The 22,295-nt window shown below is 40.4% G+C and carries 38 protein-coding genes and 2 pseudogenes; 3 read left to right on the forward strand and 37 right to left on the reverse strand.

Going from position 1 to position 22,295, the window contains the following annotated elements:
- Positions 1-12: 12 nt before the first annotated feature.
- The 35 genes and pseudogenes from GXP75_RS18635 to GXP75_RS18800 all read right to left on the reverse strand — a co-directional run bounded on the left by GXP75_RS18635 (position 13) and on the right by GXP75_RS18800 (position 17,640).
- A complete protein-coding gene (locus GXP75_RS18635; RefSeq protein ID WP_242557540.1) occupies positions 13-639 on the reverse strand; it encodes an HK97 family phage prohead protease in 627 nt (208 codons plus the stop codon).
- Positions 629-1,876, reverse strand: coding sequence for a phage portal protein (locus tag GXP75_RS18640; RefSeq protein WP_396022494.1), 1,248 nt, complete (start codon positions 1,874-1,876; stop codon positions 629-631). Before GXP75_RS18640 ends, GXP75_RS18635 begins: the two co-directional genes overlap by 11 nt.
- A gap of 5 nt (positions 1,877-1,881) precedes the next feature.
- Positions 1,882-2,070: a hypothetical protein gene (locus tag GXP75_RS18645; protein WP_374197306.1), complete on the reverse strand. Its 189-nt coding sequence runs from the start codon at positions 2,068-2,070 to the stop codon at positions 1,882-1,884.
- 43 nt (positions 2,071-2,113) lie between these two features.
- Positions 2,114-3,823 (reverse strand): terminase large subunit, encoded by a 1,710-nt coding sequence (locus GXP75_RS18650; RefSeq protein WP_242557542.1) that lies wholly within the window; start codon positions 3,821-3,823, stop codon positions 2,114-2,116.
- The gene (locus tag GXP75_RS18655; protein WP_242557543.1) at positions 3,823-4,356 is read right to left on the reverse strand and encodes a phage terminase small subunit P27 family; all 534 of its coding nucleotides are present in this window, start codon (positions 4,354-4,356) and stop codon (positions 3,823-3,825) included. The genes GXP75_RS18650 and GXP75_RS18655 overlap by 1 nt, the downstream gene beginning before the upstream one ends.
- Positions 4,357-4,738: 382 nt before the next feature.
- Positions 4,739-5,113, reverse strand: coding sequence for an HNH endonuclease signature motif containing protein (locus GXP75_RS18660; protein ID WP_242557544.1), 375 nt, complete (start codon positions 5,111-5,113; stop codon positions 4,739-4,741).
- The gene (locus tag GXP75_RS18665) at positions 5,085-5,294 is read right to left on the reverse strand and encodes a hypothetical protein (protein ID WP_242557545.1); all 210 of its coding nucleotides are present in this window, start codon (positions 5,292-5,294) and stop codon (positions 5,085-5,087) included. The genes GXP75_RS18660 and GXP75_RS18665 overlap by 29 nt, the downstream gene beginning before the upstream one ends.
- Before the next feature lie 127 nt (positions 5,295-5,421).
- The gene (locus tag GXP75_RS18670; RefSeq protein ID WP_242557546.1) at positions 5,422-5,808 is read right to left on the reverse strand and encodes a hypothetical protein; all 387 of its coding nucleotides are present in this window, start codon (positions 5,806-5,808) and stop codon (positions 5,422-5,424) included.
- Positions 5,809-5,924: 116 nt separating this feature from the next.
- Positions 5,925-6,569 (reverse strand): hypothetical protein, encoded by a 645-nt coding sequence (locus tag GXP75_RS18675; RefSeq protein ID WP_242557547.1) that lies wholly within the window; start codon positions 6,567-6,569, stop codon positions 5,925-5,927.
- Positions 6,570-6,676: 107 nt separating this feature from the next.
- A complete protein-coding gene (locus tag GXP75_RS18680) occupies positions 6,677-7,450 on the reverse strand; it encodes a hypothetical protein (RefSeq protein WP_242557548.1) in 774 nt (257 codons plus the stop codon).
- Between the two features lie 385 nt (positions 7,451-7,835).
- A complete protein-coding gene (locus GXP75_RS18685) occupies positions 7,836-8,378 on the reverse strand; it encodes a tyrosine-type recombinase/integrase (protein ID WP_061669899.1) in 543 nt (180 codons plus the stop codon).
- On the reverse strand, positions 8,378-8,827 hold the full coding sequence (locus GXP75_RS18690) for an ArpU family phage packaging/lysis transcriptional regulator (RefSeq protein WP_061669898.1): 450 nt from the start codon (positions 8,825-8,827) through the stop codon (positions 8,378-8,380). The genes GXP75_RS18685 and GXP75_RS18690 overlap by 1 nt, the downstream gene beginning before the upstream one ends.
- 16 nt (positions 8,828-8,843) lie before the next feature.
- Positions 8,844-8,972: a hypothetical protein gene (locus GXP75_RS21460; RefSeq protein ID WP_268524574.1), complete on the reverse strand. Its 129-nt coding sequence runs from the start codon at positions 8,970-8,972 to the stop codon at positions 8,844-8,846.
- Positions 8,973-9,062: 90 nt separating this feature from the next.
- Positions 9,063-9,404 (reverse strand): hypothetical protein, encoded by a 342-nt coding sequence (locus GXP75_RS18695; RefSeq protein ID WP_242557549.1) that lies wholly within the window; start codon positions 9,402-9,404, stop codon positions 9,063-9,065.
- Entirely contained in the window at positions 9,404-10,078 is a 675-nt protein-coding gene (locus GXP75_RS18700) for a dUTP diphosphatase (RefSeq protein WP_242557550.1), read from the reverse strand. The genes GXP75_RS18695 and GXP75_RS18700 overlap by 1 nt, the downstream gene beginning before the upstream one ends.
- On the reverse strand, positions 10,075-10,473 hold the full coding sequence (locus GXP75_RS18705; RefSeq protein ID WP_242557551.1) for a hypothetical protein: 399 nt from the start codon (positions 10,471-10,473) through the stop codon (positions 10,075-10,077). The genes GXP75_RS18700 and GXP75_RS18705 overlap by 4 nt, the downstream gene beginning before the upstream one ends.
- Before the next feature lie 41 nt (positions 10,474-10,514).
- Positions 10,515-10,994, reverse strand: a complete 480-nt coding sequence (locus GXP75_RS18710) for a hypothetical protein (RefSeq protein ID WP_242557552.1) — start codon at positions 10,992-10,994, stop codon at positions 10,515-10,517.
- A gap of 12 nt (positions 10,995-11,006) precedes the next feature.
- Positions 11,007-11,147, reverse strand: coding sequence for a hypothetical protein (locus GXP75_RS18715; protein ID WP_213399975.1), 141 nt, complete (start codon positions 11,145-11,147; stop codon positions 11,007-11,009).
- 29 nt (positions 11,148-11,176) lie between these two features.
- On the reverse strand, positions 11,177-11,923 hold the full coding sequence (locus tag GXP75_RS18720; RefSeq protein WP_242557553.1) for a hypothetical protein: 747 nt from the start codon (positions 11,921-11,923) through the stop codon (positions 11,177-11,179).
- Between the two features lie 29 nt (positions 11,924-11,952).
- The gene (locus GXP75_RS18725) at positions 11,953-12,195 is read right to left on the reverse strand and encodes a hypothetical protein (protein ID WP_242557554.1); all 243 of its coding nucleotides are present in this window, start codon (positions 12,193-12,195) and stop codon (positions 11,953-11,955) included.
- Positions 12,192-12,557 carry a VWA domain-containing protein gene (locus GXP75_RS18730; protein ID WP_242557555.1) on the reverse strand — a complete coding sequence of 122 codons (366 nt, stop codon included), beginning with the start codon at positions 12,555-12,557 and terminating at the stop codon, positions 12,192-12,194. The genes GXP75_RS18725 and GXP75_RS18730 overlap by 4 nt, the downstream gene beginning before the upstream one ends.
- A 31-nt stretch (positions 12,558-12,588) precedes the next feature.
- Positions 12,589-12,795, reverse strand: coding sequence for an XtrA/YqaO family protein (locus GXP75_RS18735; protein ID WP_242557556.1), 207 nt, complete (start codon positions 12,793-12,795; stop codon positions 12,589-12,591).
- 81 nt (positions 12,796-12,876) lie between these two features.
- Positions 12,877-13,032, reverse strand: a complete 156-nt coding sequence (locus GXP75_RS18740) for a hypothetical protein (RefSeq protein ID WP_169800260.1) — start codon at positions 13,030-13,032, stop codon at positions 12,877-12,879.
- A 12-nt stretch (positions 13,033-13,044) separates the two neighbouring features.
- Entirely contained in the window at positions 13,045-13,185 is a 141-nt protein-coding gene (locus GXP75_RS18745; RefSeq protein ID WP_141292201.1) for a BH0509 family protein, read from the reverse strand.
- Positions 13,154-13,324 carry a hypothetical protein gene (locus tag GXP75_RS18750; RefSeq protein WP_242557557.1) on the reverse strand — a complete coding sequence of 57 codons (171 nt, stop codon included), beginning with the start codon at positions 13,322-13,324 and terminating at the stop codon, positions 13,154-13,156. Before GXP75_RS18750 ends, GXP75_RS18745 begins: the two co-directional genes overlap by 32 nt.
- Positions 13,293-13,841, reverse strand: a complete 549-nt coding sequence (locus GXP75_RS18755) for a hypothetical protein (protein ID WP_242557558.1) — start codon at positions 13,839-13,841, stop codon at positions 13,293-13,295. Before GXP75_RS18755 ends, GXP75_RS18750 begins: the two co-directional genes overlap by 32 nt.
- Positions 13,838-13,996, reverse strand: a complete 159-nt coding sequence (locus GXP75_RS18760) for a DUF6906 family protein (protein WP_242557559.1) — start codon at positions 13,994-13,996, stop codon at positions 13,838-13,840. Before GXP75_RS18760 ends, GXP75_RS18755 begins: the two co-directional genes overlap by 4 nt.
- Complete coding sequence (locus GXP75_RS18765; protein WP_242557560.1) at positions 13,993-14,142, reverse strand: hypothetical protein; 150 nt, start codon at positions 14,140-14,142, stop codon at positions 13,993-13,995. The genes GXP75_RS18760 and GXP75_RS18765 overlap by 4 nt, the downstream gene beginning before the upstream one ends.
- Before the next feature lie 14 nt (positions 14,143-14,156).
- The gene (locus GXP75_RS18770; protein ID WP_396022495.1) at positions 14,157-14,990 is read right to left on the reverse strand and encodes a P-loop NTPase family protein; all 834 of its coding nucleotides are present in this window, start codon (positions 14,988-14,990) and stop codon (positions 14,157-14,159) included.
- Positions 14,974-15,834 carry a hypothetical protein gene (locus tag GXP75_RS18775; RefSeq protein ID WP_242557562.1) on the reverse strand — a complete coding sequence of 287 codons (861 nt, stop codon included), beginning with the start codon at positions 15,832-15,834 and terminating at the stop codon, positions 14,974-14,976. The genes GXP75_RS18770 and GXP75_RS18775 overlap by 17 nt, the downstream gene beginning before the upstream one ends.
- Positions 15,827-16,057 (reverse strand): hypothetical protein, encoded by a 231-nt coding sequence (locus tag GXP75_RS18780; protein ID WP_242557563.1) that lies wholly within the window; start codon positions 16,055-16,057, stop codon positions 15,827-15,829. The genes GXP75_RS18775 and GXP75_RS18780 overlap by 8 nt, the downstream gene beginning before the upstream one ends.
- Positions 16,058-16,132: 75 nt before the next feature.
- Complete coding sequence (locus GXP75_RS18785; protein WP_242557564.1) at positions 16,133-16,705, reverse strand: transcriptional regulator; 573 nt, start codon at positions 16,703-16,705, stop codon at positions 16,133-16,135.
- Between the two features lie 56 nt (positions 16,706-16,761).
- Positions 16,762-16,896 (reverse strand): annotated as a pseudogene (locus tag GXP75_RS18790) (phage regulatory protein); the annotation flags it as partial.
- Positions 16,897-17,082: 186 nt separating this feature from the next.
- Positions 17,083-17,397 (reverse strand): hypothetical protein, encoded by a 315-nt coding sequence (locus GXP75_RS18795; protein WP_242557566.1) that lies wholly within the window; start codon positions 17,395-17,397, stop codon positions 17,083-17,085.
- Between the two features lie 12 nt (positions 17,398-17,409).
- Positions 17,410-17,640 carry a helix-turn-helix domain-containing protein gene (locus tag GXP75_RS18800; protein ID WP_242557580.1) on the reverse strand — a complete coding sequence of 77 codons (231 nt, stop codon included), beginning with the start codon at positions 17,638-17,640 and terminating at the stop codon, positions 17,410-17,412.
- 182 nt (positions 17,641-17,822) lie between these two features.
- Here GXP75_RS18800 and GXP75_RS18805 point away from each other — a divergent pair, with 182 nt between their 5' ends.
- The 3 genes and pseudogenes from GXP75_RS18805 to GXP75_RS18815 all read left to right on the forward strand — a co-directional run bounded on the left by GXP75_RS18805 (position 17,823) and on the right by GXP75_RS18815 (position 20,092).
- Positions 17,823-18,212, forward strand: coding sequence for a helix-turn-helix domain-containing protein (locus GXP75_RS18805; RefSeq protein WP_242557567.1), 390 nt, complete (start codon positions 17,823-17,825; stop codon positions 18,210-18,212).
- A gap of 159 nt (positions 18,213-18,371) precedes the next feature.
- A pseudogene (locus GXP75_RS18810) lies at positions 18,372-18,878 on the forward strand (ImmA/IrrE family metallo-endopeptidase).
- Positions 18,879-18,895: 17 nt separating this feature from the next.
- Positions 18,896-20,092 (forward strand): tyrosine-type recombinase/integrase, encoded by a 1,197-nt coding sequence (locus GXP75_RS18815; RefSeq protein ID WP_242557568.1) that lies wholly within the window; start codon positions 18,896-18,898, stop codon positions 20,090-20,092.
- Positions 20,093-20,182: 90 nt separating this feature from the next.
- Here GXP75_RS18815 and groL read toward each other — a convergent pair whose 3' ends face one another.
- On the reverse strand, positions 20,183-21,817 hold the full coding sequence (groL, locus tag GXP75_RS18820) for a chaperonin GroEL (RefSeq protein ID WP_061573199.1): 1,635 nt from the start codon (positions 21,815-21,817) through the stop codon (positions 20,183-20,185).
- Positions 21,818-21,864: 47 nt separating this feature from the next.
- Positions 21,865-22,149: a co-chaperone GroES gene (groES, locus tag GXP75_RS18825; protein ID WP_003155970.1), complete on the reverse strand. Its 285-nt coding sequence runs from the start codon at positions 22,147-22,149 to the stop codon at positions 21,865-21,867.
- Positions 22,150-22,295: the final 146 nt, after the last annotated feature.

Genomic DNA, 22,295 nt, shown 5'->3' on the forward strand with positions numbered 1-22,295 from the left:
CTAAAAAAGACCTTACTCCGGGAGTACAAGGCCTAATAGTTCCAATTCCATTTTTAATGTTTCATCTGATGCGTTGCGGCTCTCCTTCAATTGCTCTACTTTTTCCAAACTTCGGGCTCCTACAACTGCCTCTGTATCGCTATACGCCGGCGTCGTGACAAGAGATATATCAAAAATACGATGTATTTTATTGATTCTTCTCTCATAGATGTCCTCATCTTCATTCAGCCGCCATTCGTCCGCGTCTGCGTCGCCATAATCGAGCGAAAAAGCAAAAGAGCATTGATTAATAACACCACTGCGAACATTTTCCATTAAATCACGCGCATATGACGTGTCTGAGGGCTTAAATCTGAATTTGAGACCTATTCCATCTATTTCAAGGTCAAGACGCCCAGAATCGCCTGAAACAGTATTTCTCGCCAAAGGAAAGTCTTGCTGATGATTAAAAAGGGCAATAACGTTTGAAAGATCGGCTGAATCAAGTGCATTCCTGCTGATAATCTCCTTGAACCATCCAAGACGCTCTGACCATTTTTCAAATTTCAAGGCGTATCCTTCGACAAATTCGCTTTGCCCTTCACCTTCTGAACGTATTTCAATGGGTGTTGTTAACTGCCGAACCTCTTTATCCTTCATTCTTGATGTCACCCCCTTTCACGGCACCGCCAGCTTTAAGACGCTGATATTCCTCCATGAAATCAAGGAACACATAATTTAAGCTGGCAAGATATTTGTCACCGTGTGGGATCGGATTACGTTCAATGAGCTCTCTAATTTCATTTTTATTGAGCAGTCCTGTTTCATGCATTGTTTTAAAATACTCTGCCTGTGACTGACTATCTCCCCGCTGCTCACTGTCGACATTAAATTTCACATAGTGGCCGTTTCTCTGGCTGTGATCCATAAATAATTTGACGTTGAGTTCTTGTTCAAAATTCACGATCCACGGCTGGAGAGTATTTCTGACATATTCGATAGACTGATGTTCAATATTGGAGAAAGTTGCTTTATCCAATTCATTGAGTTTATGCAACGGCACTTTATAGATCATTGAAATTTGCGCTTTATTAAATTTCATTGATTCTACAAACTGAGCCTCTTGCAATGGCATAGAAATAGATTGATATTCTAAGCCATTGTCGATGATCGCAATATTTTCGCCCTGGTTTACTCTTTTCCATTCTTTACGAACATTCTCTTTAGGCTTCTCATCTAAAAAAGCAGGAACTTTCAAGATTCCACGCGGTGTTGCTTCATTTTTATACAGCTTGGCATTGTATTTTGTGGCTGCCGATTGTGCCCCGATATGTTCCCGTACTACCCCTATGGGTGATTTTCCGTGTATGCCATCTGTTGAAAGTCCTTTAAAATGCAGCACTTCATGATCATACAGCTCCACGGCCTTTCCATTGACCACCGTTTGATACCACAACATGCCCGTATTCGGACTAATATAAGCGTTTGTAGTTTCAGGACGTAAAGGAGACAGCGCTTTTGGATAACCGTTTTCACCGAATTGGATATATGAGTAACCATTTCCCCACGTCAGCACTTGCGTCATCATCAACTTTTTCCATACAAAAGCCGTCATATAAGGATTAGGACGTGCATAAACAGCGTAGGCAGTGGGATGATCCGGATTACGTTCTATGCCGTTTTCTGTTTTTTGAAACGTATGGATCGGAAGCTTTGCAATATCATCAGATAATACATTCACGCATGCAAAAACATCAGGCTGCACCAATGAATTTCTTTCATTTACAGTTTCACCGCTTGCTGTTTTCCGGCCGCCGAATAAACTCACAAATAAATCATTGAAACCGTCTATATCCGTTGAACCGGACCGTTTTTCAAACATCCGATCTATTAACAACTATTTCACCTCGCTTTCTTGGTCAGGAGATAGGCATAAAACATAAAAAAGACACCCGTCAGAATAAGACCGATGTTTGTATTCCATCTATAAGCAGCTGTCAGAATAAAGCCTGCACCCGTGATGAACAGCAGATCATTTAATATCAATAAGAAAAAAGAGAACCCTCTTTTCAAAACTCTAGGGTTAAACATGGCGGCAAAAAAGACACTAATCTTTTTCATACTTTCTCACATCCTAAAAACTGAAATTACCGGACCCAAAATGCTCATTCAAATCAACTCTTCCACTAGTGCCGAAGTACATTGCACGGGCATACGCATTTATAACAGCTGCAATAGGGTCAATCCTTTGCTTCGATTTTGCTTTATCCAGCATTATATTTTCCTGCGGATCAATTTTCGTAATCGCGTTATTAATGGCCCATGTTAAAACTGGATCGTCACTGTGTATGACTTTCCCCTCATAAACGTTTTCTCGAAAACTCTTTGTAGGTAATGAAAGATGATTTATTCTTTGCGGCATTTCGACTGTCGTCAGCCCTTTTGATTCAAGACGTTGGGCTAAATGAAGAGCGTTCCATTTATCGTATACGATCTCTTGCGGCCGAAAACGATGTTTATGAATAAATTCTATGATCCATTGTTCGACTCGTTGATAATCAACCGCTTCCCCTGCCGTATACGTGATGTAACCCATCTCTTTCCACAAATCATATGGCACCTTATCTGTTGCCATTTTTTCTTTGGCTCGTGCTTCAGGCATAAAGGAATGTTGACCAACGTAGAACAAACCTTCTTGCACCGCCACATATCCAACGGATGTTAAGTCTGTCGTCATGGATAGATCAAGCCCGAGGTAAACTGACATACCCTGTAAATCAGGGATTTCACCGCTGCATGCCCGCCATTTTGTCATGTTCATATATCCATTATCCTTTTGATCAACCCACCGATTCATATTTTTAGTCAGGAAGCTTCTCATTTTTTCCGGAACTTCAAGTGCTACTTTAAGGGCTGCTCGCAAAGACTCCATGCCCTCTGGATACGTCGCTACAATCGGATTAGCCTTAATCCAGTTTGATTCATCTTTTATATCATCTTCCGGGTCCAGTTCGCAGATCATGACAAAATAATCATCATTCTCCGTATCTATGTCCGGATCAAGAATTTTACTCGTATATTGATATTCCTTAAAACACGGTCGCTCCATATTAAATCCCGCTGTCGTAATAACGGCCATTAACGGACTACGTCGGGCGACCATACCACTGTCAAGAACGTCGTAAATTTCACTTGTCTCGTGTGCGTGGTATTCATCCACAATTCCCAATGATGGGTTTTTACCGTCCCCAAGCTTCCGGGCCTCACGGGAAAGAGGCTGGATAATTGAGTTCGTTTTATATTTTTTCACGCGGCCATTAGCAGAGGTATATTTCCCCTTTAGTATTGGCGCATGATGTAGCTGCTCAAGGATGGCTTGATATACCTCGTCTGATTGTTCACGGGACCAGCCGGCGATAAATACCCGATGTTTTTCTTGCGTCGGGAAAATCTCATATGAAGCTATTAAAGCTAAAAATTGTGATTTAGCGTTTTTACGGGCCAGTTGGATGTAAGCCTTCCGGAAACGGCGGGCACCATTTTCTTTTTTGTAAAATCCGTATATATTGGCCGCAATAAAAAGCTGAAAGTCTGTTAATTCAATCGGCTGTCCGGCAAGTATACCCTCCACATGATTAAATTGCCGCGACCATTCATAGAAATCTACAACGGCTTCAGCATCAAAGTAATAAGGGCTGTCATCTTCTGCGAGCCTGTCAACATCTTTAAAAAAGCGCTCTACAGCCCATTTATGCTTTTTGCTTGCCTTTATTTCACCGGAACGGATTTTCTCAGCGTATGACCATACCCGATCAATGAGAATTTCGGCAGTAATCTCTTGCATTACACGCGGCCCCCGAACCGCTCTTCCTCTTTAGTTTTCGGTTTCCCATCGTCTTTTTTCGGGATGACAAGTTTACAGCGAGAGGAAATGGTCAGTCCTAAATCACTAGAAGCTTGCCGGCATTGTTTAAACAACTTGTCTTGATTAATCAATAGCTCGGAATAGTCATCATTCAGAACTATCTTTTCTTCTTCTCCTATTACCTTTCCATCGTCGTCGAATTTTCTTACAATCACTGTTTTCATTGGACCTCGCTCAAGCAACTGCTCCGTTACTTGCAAATATAATTTTCGGGCAAACAAAAAACGGGCGAGCGCATCCACATCTAAATTGGTCATAATTCCGATGTTTTTTAGCTCATCCGCTATCTTTTTAAACTCTCTTTTTAAGTCTTTTGGCAAATATGATGGAGCTTTCACTTTATCATTCGGCGCCTTTATTTCTTGTTCCCGACGTTCCTCAATCTCTTGTTTTGTCAAGTTTTTCTTGCCTTTATAAAGTAACAAATCCACTGGTTGCCGCGGTCTAGCCATTCCCTCACCTCCTTCCGAATTTTCATTTAGGGAATTTTTCAAAATGGGGAGGGGAGCGCGGTCTCCGGCAAACGTCCTCTAGGGATTTACGGGTGGGGGGACGTCCATCTCCTTCTTGAGTTTGTCCATAGCTGCTTGTATTCCCTTTTGTGCTGCTTCAATTTTCTTTGTGTATAGATCAAGCGCTGATTCCTTTGTCATACTCCGACGAAGAGTAAATAGCTTTCTTATTCTTTGTTGCATTCGTCTGATGTCCTCGTTTGTATAGTAGGATGTGTATTCAGTCTTGCAGCGAGGACACTTGATGTAATGTTCTTTGATTCCGTTGTCGTGCTTCCTGATCTTTGAACAACCTTTAATAAGAAGCATGGTTCCACATTGATCACACATGCATGTTTGATGTTCTGTTCCCAAATCCTCCATCCTCCTTCGCTGTCTTCCGGCTATGGCATGGCCCGCAGAGAGGCTGCCATTTACTTGAATCCCAGAATAGTTTCATGTCGCCTTTATGAGGAACAATATGGTCCACCACTGTCGCAGGTGTTCTTCTGCCTTGCATCATACAGGCAGCACATAACGGATGCTTGGACAGGTAGCCAGCGCGTGCCTGCCTCCACTTGCTGTTATACCCCCGTTTCGCAGCTGATTCCCTGTATTGATCATAGGCCGGATTGGTTCGCTTATGCTGTTCGCAGTAGCCCTCTCGCGTCAGGTTAGGACAGCTGGGTTCATTGCAGGGCTTTAGAGCTTTCTTCATTACTTAATCCCTTATTATCAGACGGCATGTCCATCCCGTTCATTGATATACCCTCGAATTCTTTTAGTGATTGCGCAATACCATACCCCAGAGAAATAACGCCCGTCGGCAGCTCAGCGCACCTCTGCGGCAATCCTAATGTGAAATACTTTGATCCGTCTATTAATTGATCTTTTGGCAAAGCTTATCCCTCCTATATATTCTTTCTAAACTACCACCGTACTCAAGCCGTTAACCGCCAATTGTCTATCGAGATTTACCGGAAGCAGTTTACAGAGAATATAAAAAAGCACCCTTTTAGGATGCTTTTACTTAAGTACTTTACCAGGTAGTATTCCAATTATTTGATCTGAAAATAAAACAAAACTATTAGATTCTATCTGAATTTTAGTTTTTATAATTACATCTTCGAGATATATTACATTGTGTTTAGATCCACTATTATTCATTTTGAATAGATGATCTGCTATTGAGTAAGCATCCAGTTTACCTGTTTCTAACTTTTCTTCAATTTCGATCTTTAGATCGTCAAGTGACTCCGCCTTAAACCCGTCAATTTCTTTGGTTTTTCCTTGAACAATACCGAAGCTAGTCAAATAAGTTAAGTAGAGAGCGTCATCTCCATTACCGTTTGCCTCTTTAATAATTGATAAAGCCTTCTCTAATTCCAGTATATAATCTTTTTTGCTTTCCATTATTTTCACCTCCCACCTTATTATCGGCAAAAGAGAGTGACAATGGAACCATTTGCAAAATTTGTCGAACAATTTACCGGAATCAGTTTAAAGTAGAGAAAGAAGAGTGACGGTCCTTACTGATTCATTGATAATTCTTTTTTCATTCTGTCTCTCAATAATTCAATTTCATTTTTAATTTCATCCTTTAAACCATCATTTTCAAGTAAAGTTTGCTCATCAGGAAAATCATAGTTCCTTTTTAATTTTTCTAACTTTGTAAAACACTCCTCTATTGTTTTAACTAGATCGTCCGTTATATATAACTCATGCATAAGAAAGTAGTTTTTAGCTTTAGTAAGAGCATTTTCTGCACATTGATTATCTCTTAAACTTTCATATGAACTTATTTTCCTTTTCGCTTCTTCAACTTTTTCTTCATCCCACAAATATTTAACTTCATTAATAACTTTTTGAGGTGCATTTATTTTATCTAAATAATTTACAATATCTATTGAGTTGAAATCATCGAAAGAATACCCTTGTCTTAATCCTCTTAAATAAAAAATATATCCCTCTGCTTCTTTAATTAGTTTATATAATTCGGATAAGCACATATGTTTCTTCTCATTATATAAACTGAAGTTATTAATTCTCTTTTGAATTGTGCTTTTTTGTTTTTCTAACTTAGAATTAACAAACCACCCCAGTCCTACTGTTAAGAATATAGGTAACAATAAAAACACCCACTCAAACAAATCTGTACCTTTACTCCCCTCCATAAATCTCTCCTCCTTAACCAAACGCACGACAATTATTACCTATTACCATAATACCTTATTGAAAATAAAATGGTGTGCCGTTATCCTGCCAAGTTTGTGCCATTTTATTATTTATCTCTTAAAAATCTTAAGAACTTCATTTCTTTTAAACTATCTTTAAAAATTAACAATTGTAGTATCACCATAACTAATGCTATTACTAACATTATTATTGAATGTATTACTAGGGCAGACCGAGAAATAGCTTCTATTGAATCCCGTTGAACTAAACCAATTATCATTATTGCTTGAATTAGCAAAGTCCACAATATAAGCACTTGAGAGCGTTTCTCTATAGTATTGTCTGTATAATTTTTAAAAGACTTTACACCTTTAATGGTCCCCTTTATATCATGAGGACCTTTGTTATCTGTATGTAAAACCTCTATTGCGGCCCCATCTCCGGGATCTAAATAGTCAAATTCTATGTACAATACATTAAGCTCATTAGCACTATGTTTAATTGAGATGTCATTTGTAAATTTAGTTTGATTTAGGATTGTCGCAGTAATAATTTCCTCACCGCTACTAACTTCAAGCCTTATAGGATCTTTCGCGGAAATATCTTGACCATTAATTGTTTGGTTCCCATTATTTCTAATTTTGATTATTGTATTATCTAATGTATTTACAGACTTACCTTTAACGTTAATCTCAATATCTTCAGCTGCAAAATTGTCTTTTCCAACAACTCTACGAGTATTTAGCAAATATGCAAAATCACGTTTGATTCTTCCCTTTGTATAGAAATAAAACGAAATGAAAATACCAATTATTATTCCGATAATGCCTATCAACGAACCGACCCATCCTTGACTAAACAAATCTATAAATTTGTCCATAAGTAAACACTCCCAAAAACATAATAATATTAATGTACATATTAATCCAAATCATGGCAACAAAAATTTATCACAACTTATGTTGTGCAGCTATTTAGAACGACTGAACTCTATAATCTGTCATTTTTTCTCCAAAAATGCAAACCTAGGAGTGGGAAAATAAACAAATATGTGGATATCCATATTTATTTCTTACTAGGGTTACCACAGAATACACGGATTCCCCACATGTTCTATACTGTGCAACTCGTCGAACTGAGCCAATCCCTTGTCCTCTCTGTTTTTAACCAATATCCCTAAAATGAATTACACACCTGTTATTTTTGAGGAATTGAAGAAAAATGAAAAGAAAAAGGCCCATCCTTGTTGTTTTGGATGAGCCAGGTTATATTTTAAATTTCTTCATGGCGTTGTTCATGGCGTCTTGATTGATTCCGATATATCGCAGTGTTGTCCGTTGGTCCGAGTGGTTAAAAATCTCCTGTAGCATAGCCACGTCCTTTGTTTGTTTGTAAAAGTGATAGCCAAATGTTTTCCTCAATGTATGCGTGCCGATGTCATCTAAACCCACATACTCAGCAGCGGCCCTGAGAATCTTGTACGCCATCGACCGTGATATTGGCTTGTTAATTCCTTCACGGCTTTTAAAGAGAAATTCATGATCCTCTTTCTCTTCAACATAAGCTTTAAATTCCCTTTGAAGAGCTGGCGTCATGTCGATTCTCTTTTTCTTTTTCGTTTTCTTCTCTATAAGATTAAAATAAGGGCGTTTCGCGTCTCTTACTCTCAGCTGCAGAATATCCGATATGCGAAGCCCCGAATTAATGCCGGTCACAAATAGCATATAATTCCTCATATTTTGCTCTTTTAAAAACCTCTTGATGTAGAAGATACATTCCGGATCACGTATAGGCTGTACAAAATTCATTAAGAAGCCGCCCCTTTCTTGTAGACTTCTTCTCTCAGAGCAAACGCCAGTCTGTAGAAAGCTTTTGCTTTCACACGGTAATAGCTACGCTGGCTCAGATCCATTTCTCCATATACTTCATAATCGTACATTTCTTCCGGCTGCATATAGAGCATGACAATGATTTGCCGTTCTCTTTGAGAAAGCCGGTTAACAGCCCTTTGGATCCTTTTTAAGAATTTATCACGTTGAATCTCCCAATCAAGACGCTTTAATGCTGCATCTTCTGTCGATGAATGAAATTCATTTGTGATACTTGGCGGAACAATGCTATAAGTTGGTGTAACCTTTGGTAAAAAATCATCTGGCACTTGTAAAAGATATAACCGGTATTGATCAAGCAGCTCCTCTGCTTTTGATTTAGTCGCTTCTTCGTCAATCTGAGGTATATTTAAAGTTAATTGATTCATATTTTTACCCTCCCGTTTATTTGCGTCTTAAAGCCCCGCCTTTGCCTCGTTTCAGCGTTTGCCTGTCAGCGCCCATCATTTGCCGCCAAAAGCGTTCTGGACGCTCCTGCGCGTTTTTATTTGGCTTTTTCTTCTCTTGCTTCATGTCATCCCTCCTAATAACAAAAAACGGACACCAACCAAAGCACAGTAATTCTGTGCAGTGATCAGTGTCCGCAGGCTCTCCGTCTTGGACTTATTTAGTTTTGTAATGAGCTGATACAAGAATTTCTTTAAAATGTGACATTGCATGATCGTATCCATCACAATGCTGTTGCGGATATAGATTTCTAATTCTGTCCTGTACAGCCTCCATTTCATTGAATCCTTTGATAATTTGATTGTCGTCCAGCGTTTGGATAGCCGCTTCCAGATAGACTGCATGATCAAGAGTTTCCTCAAGTGCATGTTGCAACCAGCCGCGCAGGTCATAGGCATTAACTTGGACGGGCTGGCCGTACTTGCCAAGCCCCTTTTCCTGTTGTGCGTTTAGTTTGCTGATAACGGCTGAAATGATCGGGTTGTCAGCGTGGTTCATCAATACCCCTCCTGCTGCCGCTGATGATTGACGGCGTTTTTGTCCATGTAAGCCGCTTCGATCTGTTCCAAAGTAAATCCGAAACCGATAGTTCCAATGCTCAAGAATAAGGCCCAAGCCAAACTGAAACTGGTCTTTTTAGTGCTCTGATCTTTGGACATGTAAGAATTTAACAGCATCCATTTCATTTCTAGGAACACACCTGTTAAACCGCCTTCAAATCCCTTTTTCTTCATTTCGACAAATCCTTCTTCCGGTAGACTCATAGCATCTTCCCAGCCTTTTTTAATGGCTATTGAAAGGAAAAAGTGTATGCAGTCCACGTATTCCTCAAGCAGTGGATTTTTATCACGAAAAGCCGTTACACAACCCACTTTGCAAATTGGACAATCTTCATAATCAGGATCGAATAAGTTTTCAAAATCTTTTTTGCTTAAATACTCTCCGCAATCATCATTTTCAGGAGTCGCGCCAACAGTTGTTGATAATCTTGTTCTTGGCTTTTGATCATTACTCCAATGCTTGAACCAGCGTCCTTCATTTGCAAATTCAGCTAATTCAGTATCCAGAGCAACATAAGTGTTTGGCAGCAAGTCCTGGCCTTCAAGCCCCTTTTCTTTGATGATCCGATCATCAAGCACCTTTTGCATTTCGAACATTTTTTGCAAATTCATTCCGCATCCTCCTCAGGAAAAATATCAATTTCCACTTCCCCTTCTAAAGTCCAGTAATCTGTTAAACCCGGGTAGTTCAGTTCACCATCTAAAATCGATTGGATTTTTTGAATGGCATCGTTTGATATGTTGGCTTTTGCTTTTTCGTACCAGCCTTCGTACATATTCTCGTTTTCATCATCGAGATACTTATCAATCATCTGATCAGCGTTCGGCTTCCATTTCCTGCTGTTAATGATGACCCAAGTTTTTTCATGATGAGGCTTTCCGCCTTCTATTTCAGCTTTTACTTCGTCTACTGTATAGAGAAGCGAAGGGTTGATAGCAGTAGCGATTTCAATTTCACCGGGTAATTCAGACAGTTTTTTTGCAGGTTGCTTTAAGTTGATTTTCATTTCCTGTTCCCCCTATTTCCGCCAGCTGGCGGGTCATTTTTTTAATAAAAGTCCACAGCTCCGTTTTCAGATGCCATTTCAAAAGCTGTTTTCCATTCGTCATACAACTCAAGCCACACTTCCCCTGCATCGCCTAATGTTCTGGCGTATTCGCGGACCGCATCGGCGTGTTCGTTGAAGTCTTTTGCCAGCTTTTTAGAAACGACAGGTCCTATCGTACCCTCATTATCTGCAAAATTGATTAACTCCTGAAATGCGGTGTCTCCCTTGAATTCTTCTAATTTGCGCCGCCACCAGCCGTATCCACTGTAGCTCCCTGCGCGGAATCTAAAGCTTTCCTCCCATGTATAAACTTTGTCCGGATCAACACCCTCACCACGACCCGGAAAGTGCTCTTCTGACCATTTCATGCTTTCGCCCGGTGTCCATTCCGTTTCCCAATTTTCAACGTCCCCGTCTTCATCTAATTGAGGATTCTCAACAACTTTCAAATTTTTAAACACTCTAATATCTAATCCCATTTGTATCTCTCCTTATTTCCGCCCGCCGACGGTTTTCATTAGATTGTCTTGCAGCAGGAACATAAGATAGTTCCTGCCGTTGTCACCGTACTTCTGTTCAAATACTTCAATTGCTTGCTGGAGAATTGGCTTGTAATCTTGTTTAACTGTCACACGCCGCACATCCCTTCTCGCATTCCCTTTTAGAAACTTGGTTCCGGTTCTTCTTCCGGTGTAACTTCATCATTCTCCCATTCAATATCAAGGATTATCCCCACGCCGTTTTGCGATAATCTCATGAGCAGTATTTCAAATTCGTTCAGACGTCTAAGAGATTTTAAGTCATGCACTGAGTTGTATTTCAAATCCCATTTCTTATCTGTTTCGTTCTTATAAAAGGAAATCGGTATTTCAAAATTCATTTTTTCGTCATGATCGCACTCAAAGAAAATTGTTGCGTATTCAAAAATACTCCAAGTTCTATCCTCGTTACGTTCAACATTTACAGATACCTCAACCGGTTCATATTCAGGTCCATCGTCAAATTCTACTTCCAGACCGTCAGTCTCAACGTTTTTTGCAACATAGTTCATCCACTTTGCGTAGAGGTCAGACAGTTTGATTGTTTTTTCTGCCGCTGCTTCTTCCAACATCAATTCCTTGAAATTGTTTAGAAGGTTACGGTTTTCCAATGTTGTATTTTGTAATACTTCGACCAGCACATGGTCAAGCTTTGTAATGTACTTTGAGTAATCATAGTTTTCTAAGTATGGGACGATGACGCTTTTTAGTTTACTTTCGATAATCTCGGTCACATCGCCATAGCTTGAGAATAAATTTTCAAGCGCTTTTGAAATTCCTTTTTCCAGTTGTTCTGCGACCAGTTTTTCAACCATTCCTTCTTCCATTTGTTTTGCGATTACATCTTTGATATTTTTTTCAAGGTTCATTTTAATTTCCTCCTAGTTTTTAAATGCTTTTAAGCAATAGAGATTCCAAAGAATAAAACCAAGATAATCAGGCCAATGAGCCAGCCATTTGTTTTGTCTCTCTTTGCAATGATTGCGTCATTCCCTATCATTCTCAAATCATCAGTTTGAGCAACAATCATAGGCACTTCCTCGACTTTAACCTTTAAAAGCTGCGACGCTTCATAAATGGTCATAGCTTCGTCCTTTGTGGCTTTGACTGCCCGCTGCAGCTCTACTTGCAAAGGAATCATTCCGCATCACCCTCCAATGCAACTAATGCATTTTTAGCAAATAAATAAGCTCCTGTGCTTTTCCCCGCAACATCCCGTATGTCTCGTATTTCCTTAATAGCCTTTTTGAATTTCTTTTCTATTTTCTTTTTCTCCGCCCGCAGCCGCTGAATCTCTTCCCGAGCCTGCCGGAACTGATTCACCGTGACCTCCTCCGACCGTTTATATTCCGTGATTGCGTCCTGCTGCTTAACAGACAATTCAGTCCGATCAATCAGAAAATCAATGTGCTCTTTAGCCATCCAGTATTGATCTTCCGGTTTAGCATTTTGATAGCCTTTTAATTTTGAAATACGTCCTTTAATTTCCTGTAATTTATCCATGCCGTTCCTCCCCCGCAGGGGAAAGCCCCTGCTATTTGTTTACTTTGTAACTATGGTCAAACCGCACGCGGTCAAAGCCGCCTTTGAATGTTTCAATGATGGTTTGGCCGTGCTCGGGTGCCTCAACGCTATACGCAGCGTTTTGGTTGCCGTCTAAAACGATGACGGACACCTTGCCTTGCTCAATAAATTGAGTAATGTTTGATTCTTGATTGATAGATATATGTTTTGGCTGCACGTTCAACGCCTCCGTATGGTATAATAAAAGTGTCTAGTTTTTATTGATACCATACGGTGGCGGTTGATTAGTGGACCGTCCTTACATCCAATGTCTTGATGGGAAGAGCTGCAAGTTTGCCTTTGGCTTCTCCGTCGGGATGATTGGGTGTTTTTTTATATACGCAAGGCGTTCTTCCTCGCTCATAACCCGCGTTACGACTTCCCCATGCTGCCGCATGTTTTTGTTTTCTGTCATGTTACGGTCCTCCTATTCCTCATTCATTTGTTTAATTCTCAAATTGTAAAGCCGTTCAATTTCTTGGTCTGATTGACGGTCTAAATATTCCTTGCCAAAGTTTCCGATTAAGGAAAGCCATTCAATCAAATGCTTTCTCTCTGTCTGTTCCAACGTTCCCCGCTCCCTTCGTAATAAGTAATTGCAATGCAGCGTTTTTATAATCTGGCGGACACTCTTCAAAGCGAACAATCACCATCAATTGATGAATCGACGCCTTTTCAAACGGGAAAGCTTTGTCTGATAAGATCATCTGCCGTCGCTTCCTTCCCGAGCAGTCCACCCTCTCGCGGCTCAATTAATTCCTTTCTGCATTGGTCCAAGATTGGAAACATGATTTCCTCTATGTTTCTGCCGAAATATTCAGCTATTTCCACGATGGATTGACCTTCTGACCACTGCTGGCGGAATTGAATGAGGTCACGCTCATACCATAAGAGATTGCTTTCGATAAAAGGGATATACACCGGGCTTTCTTCAAACAAATGGCGAACACGGGATTTTTTCAAGGCCATTTCCTTGTCGGTAATGGCTATTTTCCCGCAGGCTCTTAAGCCACGTGGTCGTTCCAGCAATATTCGGCGTTTTGCCATGTCAACGATCAATATAACGAGTTCGTCAATTTCCCTTTTCAACAGGTCAGACATGTCATAAATTGACCTTCCTTCGAACCAACAATCTATTACCTGTCTTAGCTGCACGATGGACCATTCAAAATTCATATTTTCCAAGACAAATTCCAACCGATCTGCACGGACTGCATGGTTCATGCCAGACACTTCCTAACAGTTCCTGTATTTCGGTGAACGAGGATCAATCTTCGTTCGTGCTGCAGATTCTTTGCAACAAGCCAGTTATTAGGATTCAAGCCGTTTTGCTGAATGATTTGCTTTTGAGCGCGCGTAGGGCGTTTACCATGGTTCATTGAGCGTTCCTCCTAAGGTTTTGATAATCAGCGATTTTTTGATCTATGAGATTGATAAGATCGTCTATTTTCTTTTTGCGTTCAACATCCGTTAGCTTGCGTTCAGTCATAAATTGAACCACACCAGGCATGACTACTTGTTTCAACTGCTTTCACCTCCTTAAAAAGCTAAGGCTGGCGACGTACGCCCCTTTTTTTCCTTCTGTTTTTCCTCAAACTTGACTGTTTCCAAGTGAGCTGTAAGCCGGCTGACTGTTTTTTTGTCATAGAGTTTGGTGAGTGCGACACCTGAAAGATTCGTCGTAACGATTGTGACCTTACCTTGGCGACCAGTAGAAACGCCATACCAAACACGATGTATAAAATCATTTGCCGCCCTGTTTTCGTTGTCTGTGTCACCCACCTCAGCGCCCAGATCATCAATTACAAGATAAGTAACCCGTGTAAGCAATTCGATTGCAAACGACTCTGTAAGCTTCTCAGAGGGGTCTTTGAATGAGTTTTTTATCCGTCTCATGAGGGCGTCACTATTCACAAAGAGGGCTGACTTCGCGAATCCGTCTGTGTCCCTCTTGTTCAGCTCTTTAATCGCTGACATTGCGAGGTGGCTTTTGCCTGCGTTAGACTCACCCGTTAAAAAGATGTTCATGACGACGCCCGTTTTAACTTGATTGACAAGCTCGAGCATCCGTTGATGATTCCGTTTGTCCTCTTGGTTGTAACTTCGGAATGTCGCAAACGTAGCTTCCTTGAGGGTAGGATCAGCGATAAGAGAATACATTGATAAAACCTTTTGATCCATTCGGCGGCGCCATTCCTCGGTCTCACACTCGGCCTCCCTGTTCCGTTGTTCCCTCTCACACATGGGGCATTTCTCAGACCCGTCACGGAGTTTTATCAGTTGAACCGGATAGGGCTTTTCCTCGCCGCCGATAATCCGTGTGTGCTTGTGGCAGCAGACAGGTTGTCCGTCCTGGTCAGTAAGGAATGTCATCCTCCGAGATATTTCGCCCTTGACCGCGGCCGCTCGGTCTTTGCTGATTTCCTCCATTTGGTCCGCCTCCCTTTTCACGGTTCATTTGCATGGTAAGATCATCAAATTTTTGATTAAGCTTGTCTGCAGATAAGATATTCGCAAACCAAAAGTTATGATTTTGTGTCCATATGATCATGTCTTTGATCTCTTGGAATGTACGTGGCTGTTCACTATTCTCCATCATCAAACGAAAACGATTAGCCCATTTTTCAAGATTAGGAGCCTTTGCTTTAGGGTTGTTACGTTGAATGAGCGAAAATAATAGGTTTGCCAATTGCATATGCACGTTCTCAAATTTCAATTTAGGGACATATATATTCTTTTCTTTTTCTTTTTCTTTTTCTTTTTGTCCCCTTAACGTGGACGTATCGTGGTACGTGTCGTTAACGTATCGTGAGAAAAGTTCCCTGATAGATTCGTTAGGGATATGCGGATAAACTAGTTCAATCAGCGAACGATCCTTGACTTCCCCTAACTCTTTTTCAATACAATCAAGCATAGGTTTTCCTGCTTTATTGAGGTTGTATCTGCCCCATTTGAGAATTGCAATCTCACGAGTTGCTGGATTGTATTCAACTAAGTGGTGATGACCCTGAAACCTTTCCATGAGGCTGTTTATGGACTCAATAGAATGCCCAATATCAAATGCCATTTGCTTTTTAGTGATTGAATAAATCCCAATTTGTGAGGTAAAAGGATTGGTAAGCAGATACAAGTAAAAATACCTATCCTCCGGTGTCATTTCCTCAAGAACTTTAGGGTCCTGCCAAAATTCTGTTCGTACATGCCGATATTTAGCCATTGTCCGGACCTCCTTGCGCAAGGGCCTCCGACTTTGTTAAAGGCCATACAGACCGCTTGCCGTTTACGATTACAGAGCCAAGGGTATTCTGTTGACACTTGTCTGATAGGCGAACTCCATCCTGCGCCTCCATATCAGCGATAGCTTCCTTATGAAACCCAGCAGACTCACTTATAACTACATGGACTTTGTTATGCATCCATACATGACTTATGAAAAACATGTTAAACCGCTCCTTCTGCTGATTCGATTTTTCTCTTTGCTGAATCTGCATCAGATTTCAGAAAATGTTTGATTTTCATACTAAAACCGCCTGCATTTCCTCGTGTTTTGCCATTGCAACTTGATCCATTAGTGCTTTCCTCGTCCATCTGTCAGCTAACTCGTGCATTTTCAGGCCATGACTGCGGACCAGCGAATAAATAAGCGTTTTGTTTGCCGGGATCAAATCGAAAATCTGCTTTATGTCAGACATCGGCAATTCCCCCGCCTGCCGCCCCGGCCTATCATTCGCCAGCCATCTGGCTAAATGTTTCGTTGCCTGTAAAGCTTCTTCAAGCTGGTGAACCATGTTAATTAACGCGGCGCTTGCACTTTCGTTTAATGCCGGATCAATCGGCGCCGCCGCTGTTGGATGCAGTCGGAAAAGAAAATGTACAAGATCAATATGTTCATAGGCTCCGCAAGCCTCAAACCACTTGATACATAATTCAGGCGTTAGAGGAAAAACGCCATTTTCGACATTGGAAACAAAAGATTGATTTCTTTTTCCGATAATTTTTCCCATTTGATATTGAGACAGTTTTGCCCTTTGCCGTTCAATTTTGAGAAGTTTGGATAAATTGTCCATATTATATGGATTGTTCGACATATGTTCGCCTCCTGATATATTTAGTTTTTAATGGTAAAATTCAATTAATAAAGAAACTAGCTTGCCTGCTGTTTTCTCAGCTTGTCGATGATAAAGGCTTGTTCCTTTGGCATAATGCGTATCGTCAGCCATGATTTAGATGTGCCGTTTACTTTCTGCACTCCCTGTTCTATTTCGAAGTAACCACGGTCAGCGCCATTCTCATAAGTTGACTCCTCAAAGTTGTGGAGTGAGGATTCCATTTCGCCAGCTTGTTCTATTTTTTCAATGTGGACTTCATTGTTCTCTTAAAACTGAATCGTGACGTTTTTCAAATACCTCAGCGATGGTTAGACTGTCCGTTACAACTTGATTGCCTTTAATAAAGACAATTAGATTCATGCTGTTACCTCCTTGCGGTAATACAGTGTGTTTTCATCGACCCAACGAGTGTTATGCTCAATCCATTTGAAGAGCAACGCTGTCGGAATTTTTTTGCCGCATTCATCATTGACCGGAAAATCAGAACGTGCCATTAATTCAGCCATTTTAGTAGAACCGCATCGGAGAACTTTCATAGCTTCTTCTCTCGTCAGAATGTGAGGAAGCTCATTCAACGATCCAATTCGCTCTACCAGCAAATCTGTTGCTTTATCAGCAATTTTGGCAGCAATCTGATCAATGAATTTGTCGTCGTATTGCATAGTGAACATATTTACACCCCCCTATGCGGTATGATCCTTTAGGTCATTCTTCGATTCGTATATTTTCATTTCAAAAAAATTTTGTATTGGTTCTTCAAGAACAGTTGCAATTTCTTTAAGTAGTTCAACATGTATTTTTCTTCGACCTAACTCGTAACCGTTGTAAGTTGCTACTGGTAAGTTTAAGCTATTTGCTACAAATTTTTGAGTAATCCCTTTAGATTTTCGAATTGCTCTCAATTTCTCATTCACTTTCAAAAATTCCACCTCCTTGTATACGAATCGAAGAACTTTATATTCATATCTTAATTCTTCGATTCGTATATGTCAAATGTTTTTTTAAAATTTTTATACTTATCGTATATTTTTTTTGATCATTTTGAAGAATATTGTACAATTCGTATAAGGTAATAAATTGATGGAGGAATATAATTATGGGTTTAGGTGCTAGAATAAGGAGACTTCGGGAAAACTCTAAATTAACACAGAAAGCACTCGCTGAGAAACTAAATATCCCCCACCAAAATTTATCAAATTACGAACGTGGTTTCAGACAGCCCGACTATGAGACATTAAAGAAAATAGCTAATTTCTTTGAGGTAACAACTGATTATTTGCTGGGTCTTTCTTCTAATACTAAACCTATTGTTCAGGAAGAGAAATCTCCTTACAATGTTATAGATGACCCAGACTTACAAATCGCTTTTAAAGATGCTTCTGATTTCTCTGAGGAAACTCGCAGACAAACTATTGATTTTATTAATTATCTGAAAGAGAAAGAAAGGGCAAAAGGTCGTAAAACTCCAAATACAGATAATGATTAAACAAGTGCAACAAATATGAGTTAATTCACAAAACTACCCAGGCATCATATTTTTTTAGAAAAGACAACAACCGACAACAGCATCATAAAAAAAGCCCTTGGGGGGCTTTTCTTTCACACCAAAAACAGAACATACATTCCTATAAAGGCAGTGATTATTATGACAATTCAATTATCACATCTTGAAGAAGAAGTTAAGAAGATTTATACAAAATTGAATATGCTCACTCCTCAAAGTATAGACATGGAGCGAATTGCAGCAGCATTCCAGATATGGATACACTACGAGAAAAAAAACAGTAGCATGTTTCGTATAAATGGTCTTTACAGTTTGGTGTTGGATTCACGGTCCACTCGCCAATAGCAATGGGAGGACTTTGTACACGAACTTGCACATGTAATTAAACACTGCGGAAGCCAATTCAATATGAACCGTATGTTTCGACAGTTGCAAGAGTACCAGGCTAATAGCTTTATGTATCATTTCTGTGTACCTACTTTTATGCTTGAAAAGATTTCGTTGCCACGCATGAAGTCAGAAGTTATAAAGTTAATAGGTGACACCTTTAATGTTACATATCAATTTGCTGCTAAACGGCTCGATATGTATACAAGGAAACAGTTTTCATTCTTAATGTATAAACAGCTCTATAAAACTATTCATTGAAAAATTGAGGTGAAAAAATGTATACAGAAGAATTGATCAAGGGGAAAAAGTGGTTAGCAGTCGGTGATGGCCCTCGTGATCCATCCACCGGAAAACGTAAACAAATCGCCCGCCGCGGCAAAACAAAAAAGGAAGCAGAGCAAAGGGTTCGTGATGCTATTGCTGCCTTAAAAGAGGATGGCATAGATGAATCAGTCGTTAAAAAAATGACTTTTGAAAAGCTTGCCGTCGAGTGGATGAATGAATATGCTCTCACAGGAAAGAAGAAAGCAACGCTACGAATTAGAAGAAAAGAAATTAAAATTCTAAACCGATATATTGCTAAAACAAATATTGCTCAGGTGACAGCAAGAAAGTATCAAAAAATACTTAATGACCTCACCGATAAAGATTATGCCCGTACTACTATTAGTGGGGTACATACTACAGCTGGGCTGATTTTTAAATATGCTGTAAAAGTGAATCTCTTGAAAGACAACCCGACAGCTGGCGCTATAGTTCCTAAAAAAAGAATGACAGTAGAAGAAATTGAAAATAACAAAATAGATCAAAAATATCTCGAAAGGGAAGAACTTGAAGAGTTTCTCTTGGCTGTGAAAGTCCATGGGTTAGAAATGGACCTTGAAAGATTTTACTTGCTAGCTTTTACCGGTATGCGTTCAGGGGAGATGTGTGCTCTTAAACGTTCTGATATTAACTTCGAAACAAAAGAGCTACGTATCACTAAAACCATATATTCCGAAGATAACAATATGAGGAACTATGAATTGACCCCGCCAAAAACTGCCGGATCAGTTCGAACCATCACTATTGATGATCAGATCATTGAAATGTTAAAGGCACATGTAACAAAGCAAAAGAAATTGCGCCTGCAATCCAGAATTGATCCAAGCGAATATCACGACGGAAATTTTCTATTTGCTCGTGAAAATGGTTATCCCTTTTTACCAAAAAATATCATTGTTAGAATGGAAAGAATACTAGAAAAGACGTCTATTAAAAAACATGCAACGCCACATATCTTTAGACATACGTACATCAGTATGCTGGCCGAGGCAAAAGTTGACTTACCGACCGTAATGGAAAGAGTGGGGCATGATGACATGAAAACAACGATGAAAATCTATACCCATGTCACCAAAAAAATGAAAGAGGATGCCTCCTCAAAAGTCCAGCAGACCTTCGGAAACATCCTCAATTTCGGGATTTCATAAAGAAATGTTATCTTTTTGTTATTTTCCCGGTTGATTGGGGCACTCAAAAACGCTGAAACCCCTGTGTTTACAAGGGTTTTTGGCGTTTGATTACATCATACCGCCCATACCACCCATGCCGCCCATATCAGGCATTCCTGCGCCGCCAGCGTTTTCTTCTGGTTTGTCAGCAACAACCGCTTCAGTTGTTAAGAGCATTGCTGCTACAGAAGCTGCGTTTTGTAGTGCAGAACGTGTAACTTTTGTTGGGTCAACGATACCTTTTTCGATCATGTTTACCCATTCGCCAGTTGCAGCGTTGAAGCCTACGCCGATTTTTTCATTTTTCAAGCGCTCAACGATGACAGATCCTTCAAGACCTGCATTGTGTGCGATTTGACGGATTGGTTCTTCAAGTGCGCGAAGCACGATGTTGATACCAGTTTGAGCATCACCTTCAGCTTCAACTGCAGCTACCTTGTTATATACATTCACAAGTGCTGTTCCTCCGCCGGATACGATACCTTCTTCAACTGCTGCGCGAGTTGAGTTAAGGGCATCTTCGATACGAAGTTTACGCTCTTTTAATTCAGTTTCAGTCGCTGCGCCGACTTTGATGACAGCTACGCCGCCAGCAAGTTTCGCAAGGCGCTCTTGTAATTTTTCTTTATCGAATTCAGAAGTTGTTTCTTCCACTTGAGCGCGGATTTGGTTTACGCGTGCAGCGATTTTGTCTGTTTCGCCAGCACCTTCAACGATTGTTGTGTTTTCTTTTGTCACAACGACTTTAGAAGCGCGTCCCAATTGTCCGATTTCAGTTGATTTCAGGTCAAGGCCAAGGTCCTCTGTGATGACTTCTCCGCCAGTAAGGACAGAAATGTCTTCAAGCATTGCTTTACGGCGGTCACCGAAGCCAGGAGCTTTAACGGCAACTGCGTTGAATGTGCCGCGAAGTTTGTTCACAACAAGTGTTGCAAGAGCTTCACCTTCAACATCCTCAGCAATCAGAAGCAATGGTTTGCCTTGCTGAACAACCTGCTCAAGCACAGGAAGGATTTCTTGAATATTTGTAATTTTTTTGTCTGTGATTAAGATGTAAGGATTTTCAAGAACCGCTTCCATCTTATCAGAGTCAGTTACCATGTAAGGAGATGCATATCCGCGGTCGAACTGCATACCTTCAACTACTTCAAGCTCAGTTGTGAAACCTTTAGACTCTTCGATCGTGATAACGCCGTCGTTTCCAACACGCTCCATCGCTTCAGCAATCAGGCTTCCGACTTCTTCATCAGCAGCAGAAATCGCAGCAACCTGAGCGATAGACTCTTTGCCTTCGATCGGTTTAGAGATTTCTTGAAGGTTTTGAATCGCAACTGTTACAGCTTGTTCCATACCTTTACGAACGCCTACAGGGTTAGCGCCTGCCGTTACGTTTTTAAGGCCTTCACGAATCATAGCCTGAGCAAGTACTGTAGCTGTAGTCGTACCGTCACCCGCTACATCGTTTGTTTTGCTGGCTACTTCAGCTACAAGCTTTGCACCCATGTTTTCAAACGCATCTTCAAGTTCGATTTCTTTCGCGATTGTTACACCATCATTTGTGATTAACGGAGAACCAAATTTTTTCTCAAGAACCACGTTGCGTCCTTTTGGTCCTAAAGTTACTTTCACCGCATCAGCAAGTGCATCTACTCCGCGCAGCATTGCGCGGCGTGCTTCTTCACTAAATTTAATATCTTTTGCCATGTCACGAAACCTCCTCAAGTTTTTAAAAATTTATTTTCAAATCTGTTTTATCCGATAACAGCTAAAATGTCGCTTTCACGTAAAATTAAGTATTCAGTACCTTCATATTTCACTTCAGTACCTGCGTATTTTGAGAAGATAATGCGGTCGCCTTCTTTTACTTCTAAAGCAACGCGCTCTCCGCTTTCTAACACGCGACCTGAACCGGCAGCCACAATTTTGCCTTCTTGAGGCTTTTCTTTTGCAGAATCCGGTAAAACGATTCCGCTGGCAGTTTTTTCTTCAGATTCTACGAGTTCAATGACAACGCGATCACCTAATGGCTTTAACAATGTAATAACCTCCTCAATAGTATGAATATGTAATTTTAGCACTCAGCTCTAAAGAGTGCTAACACAATTCTTATAATAAAGAATCTCACTTCCAATTTCAAGTGATAAGAATAAAAAATTTTCACGCTTACATTATTCTTTCCGCG

Origin of the sequence: Bacillus sp. HU-1818 (assembly GCF_022695965.1) — a bacterium.
Classification (GTDB): domain Bacteria; phylum Bacillota; class Bacilli; order Bacillales; family Bacillaceae; genus Bacillus; species Bacillus atrophaeus.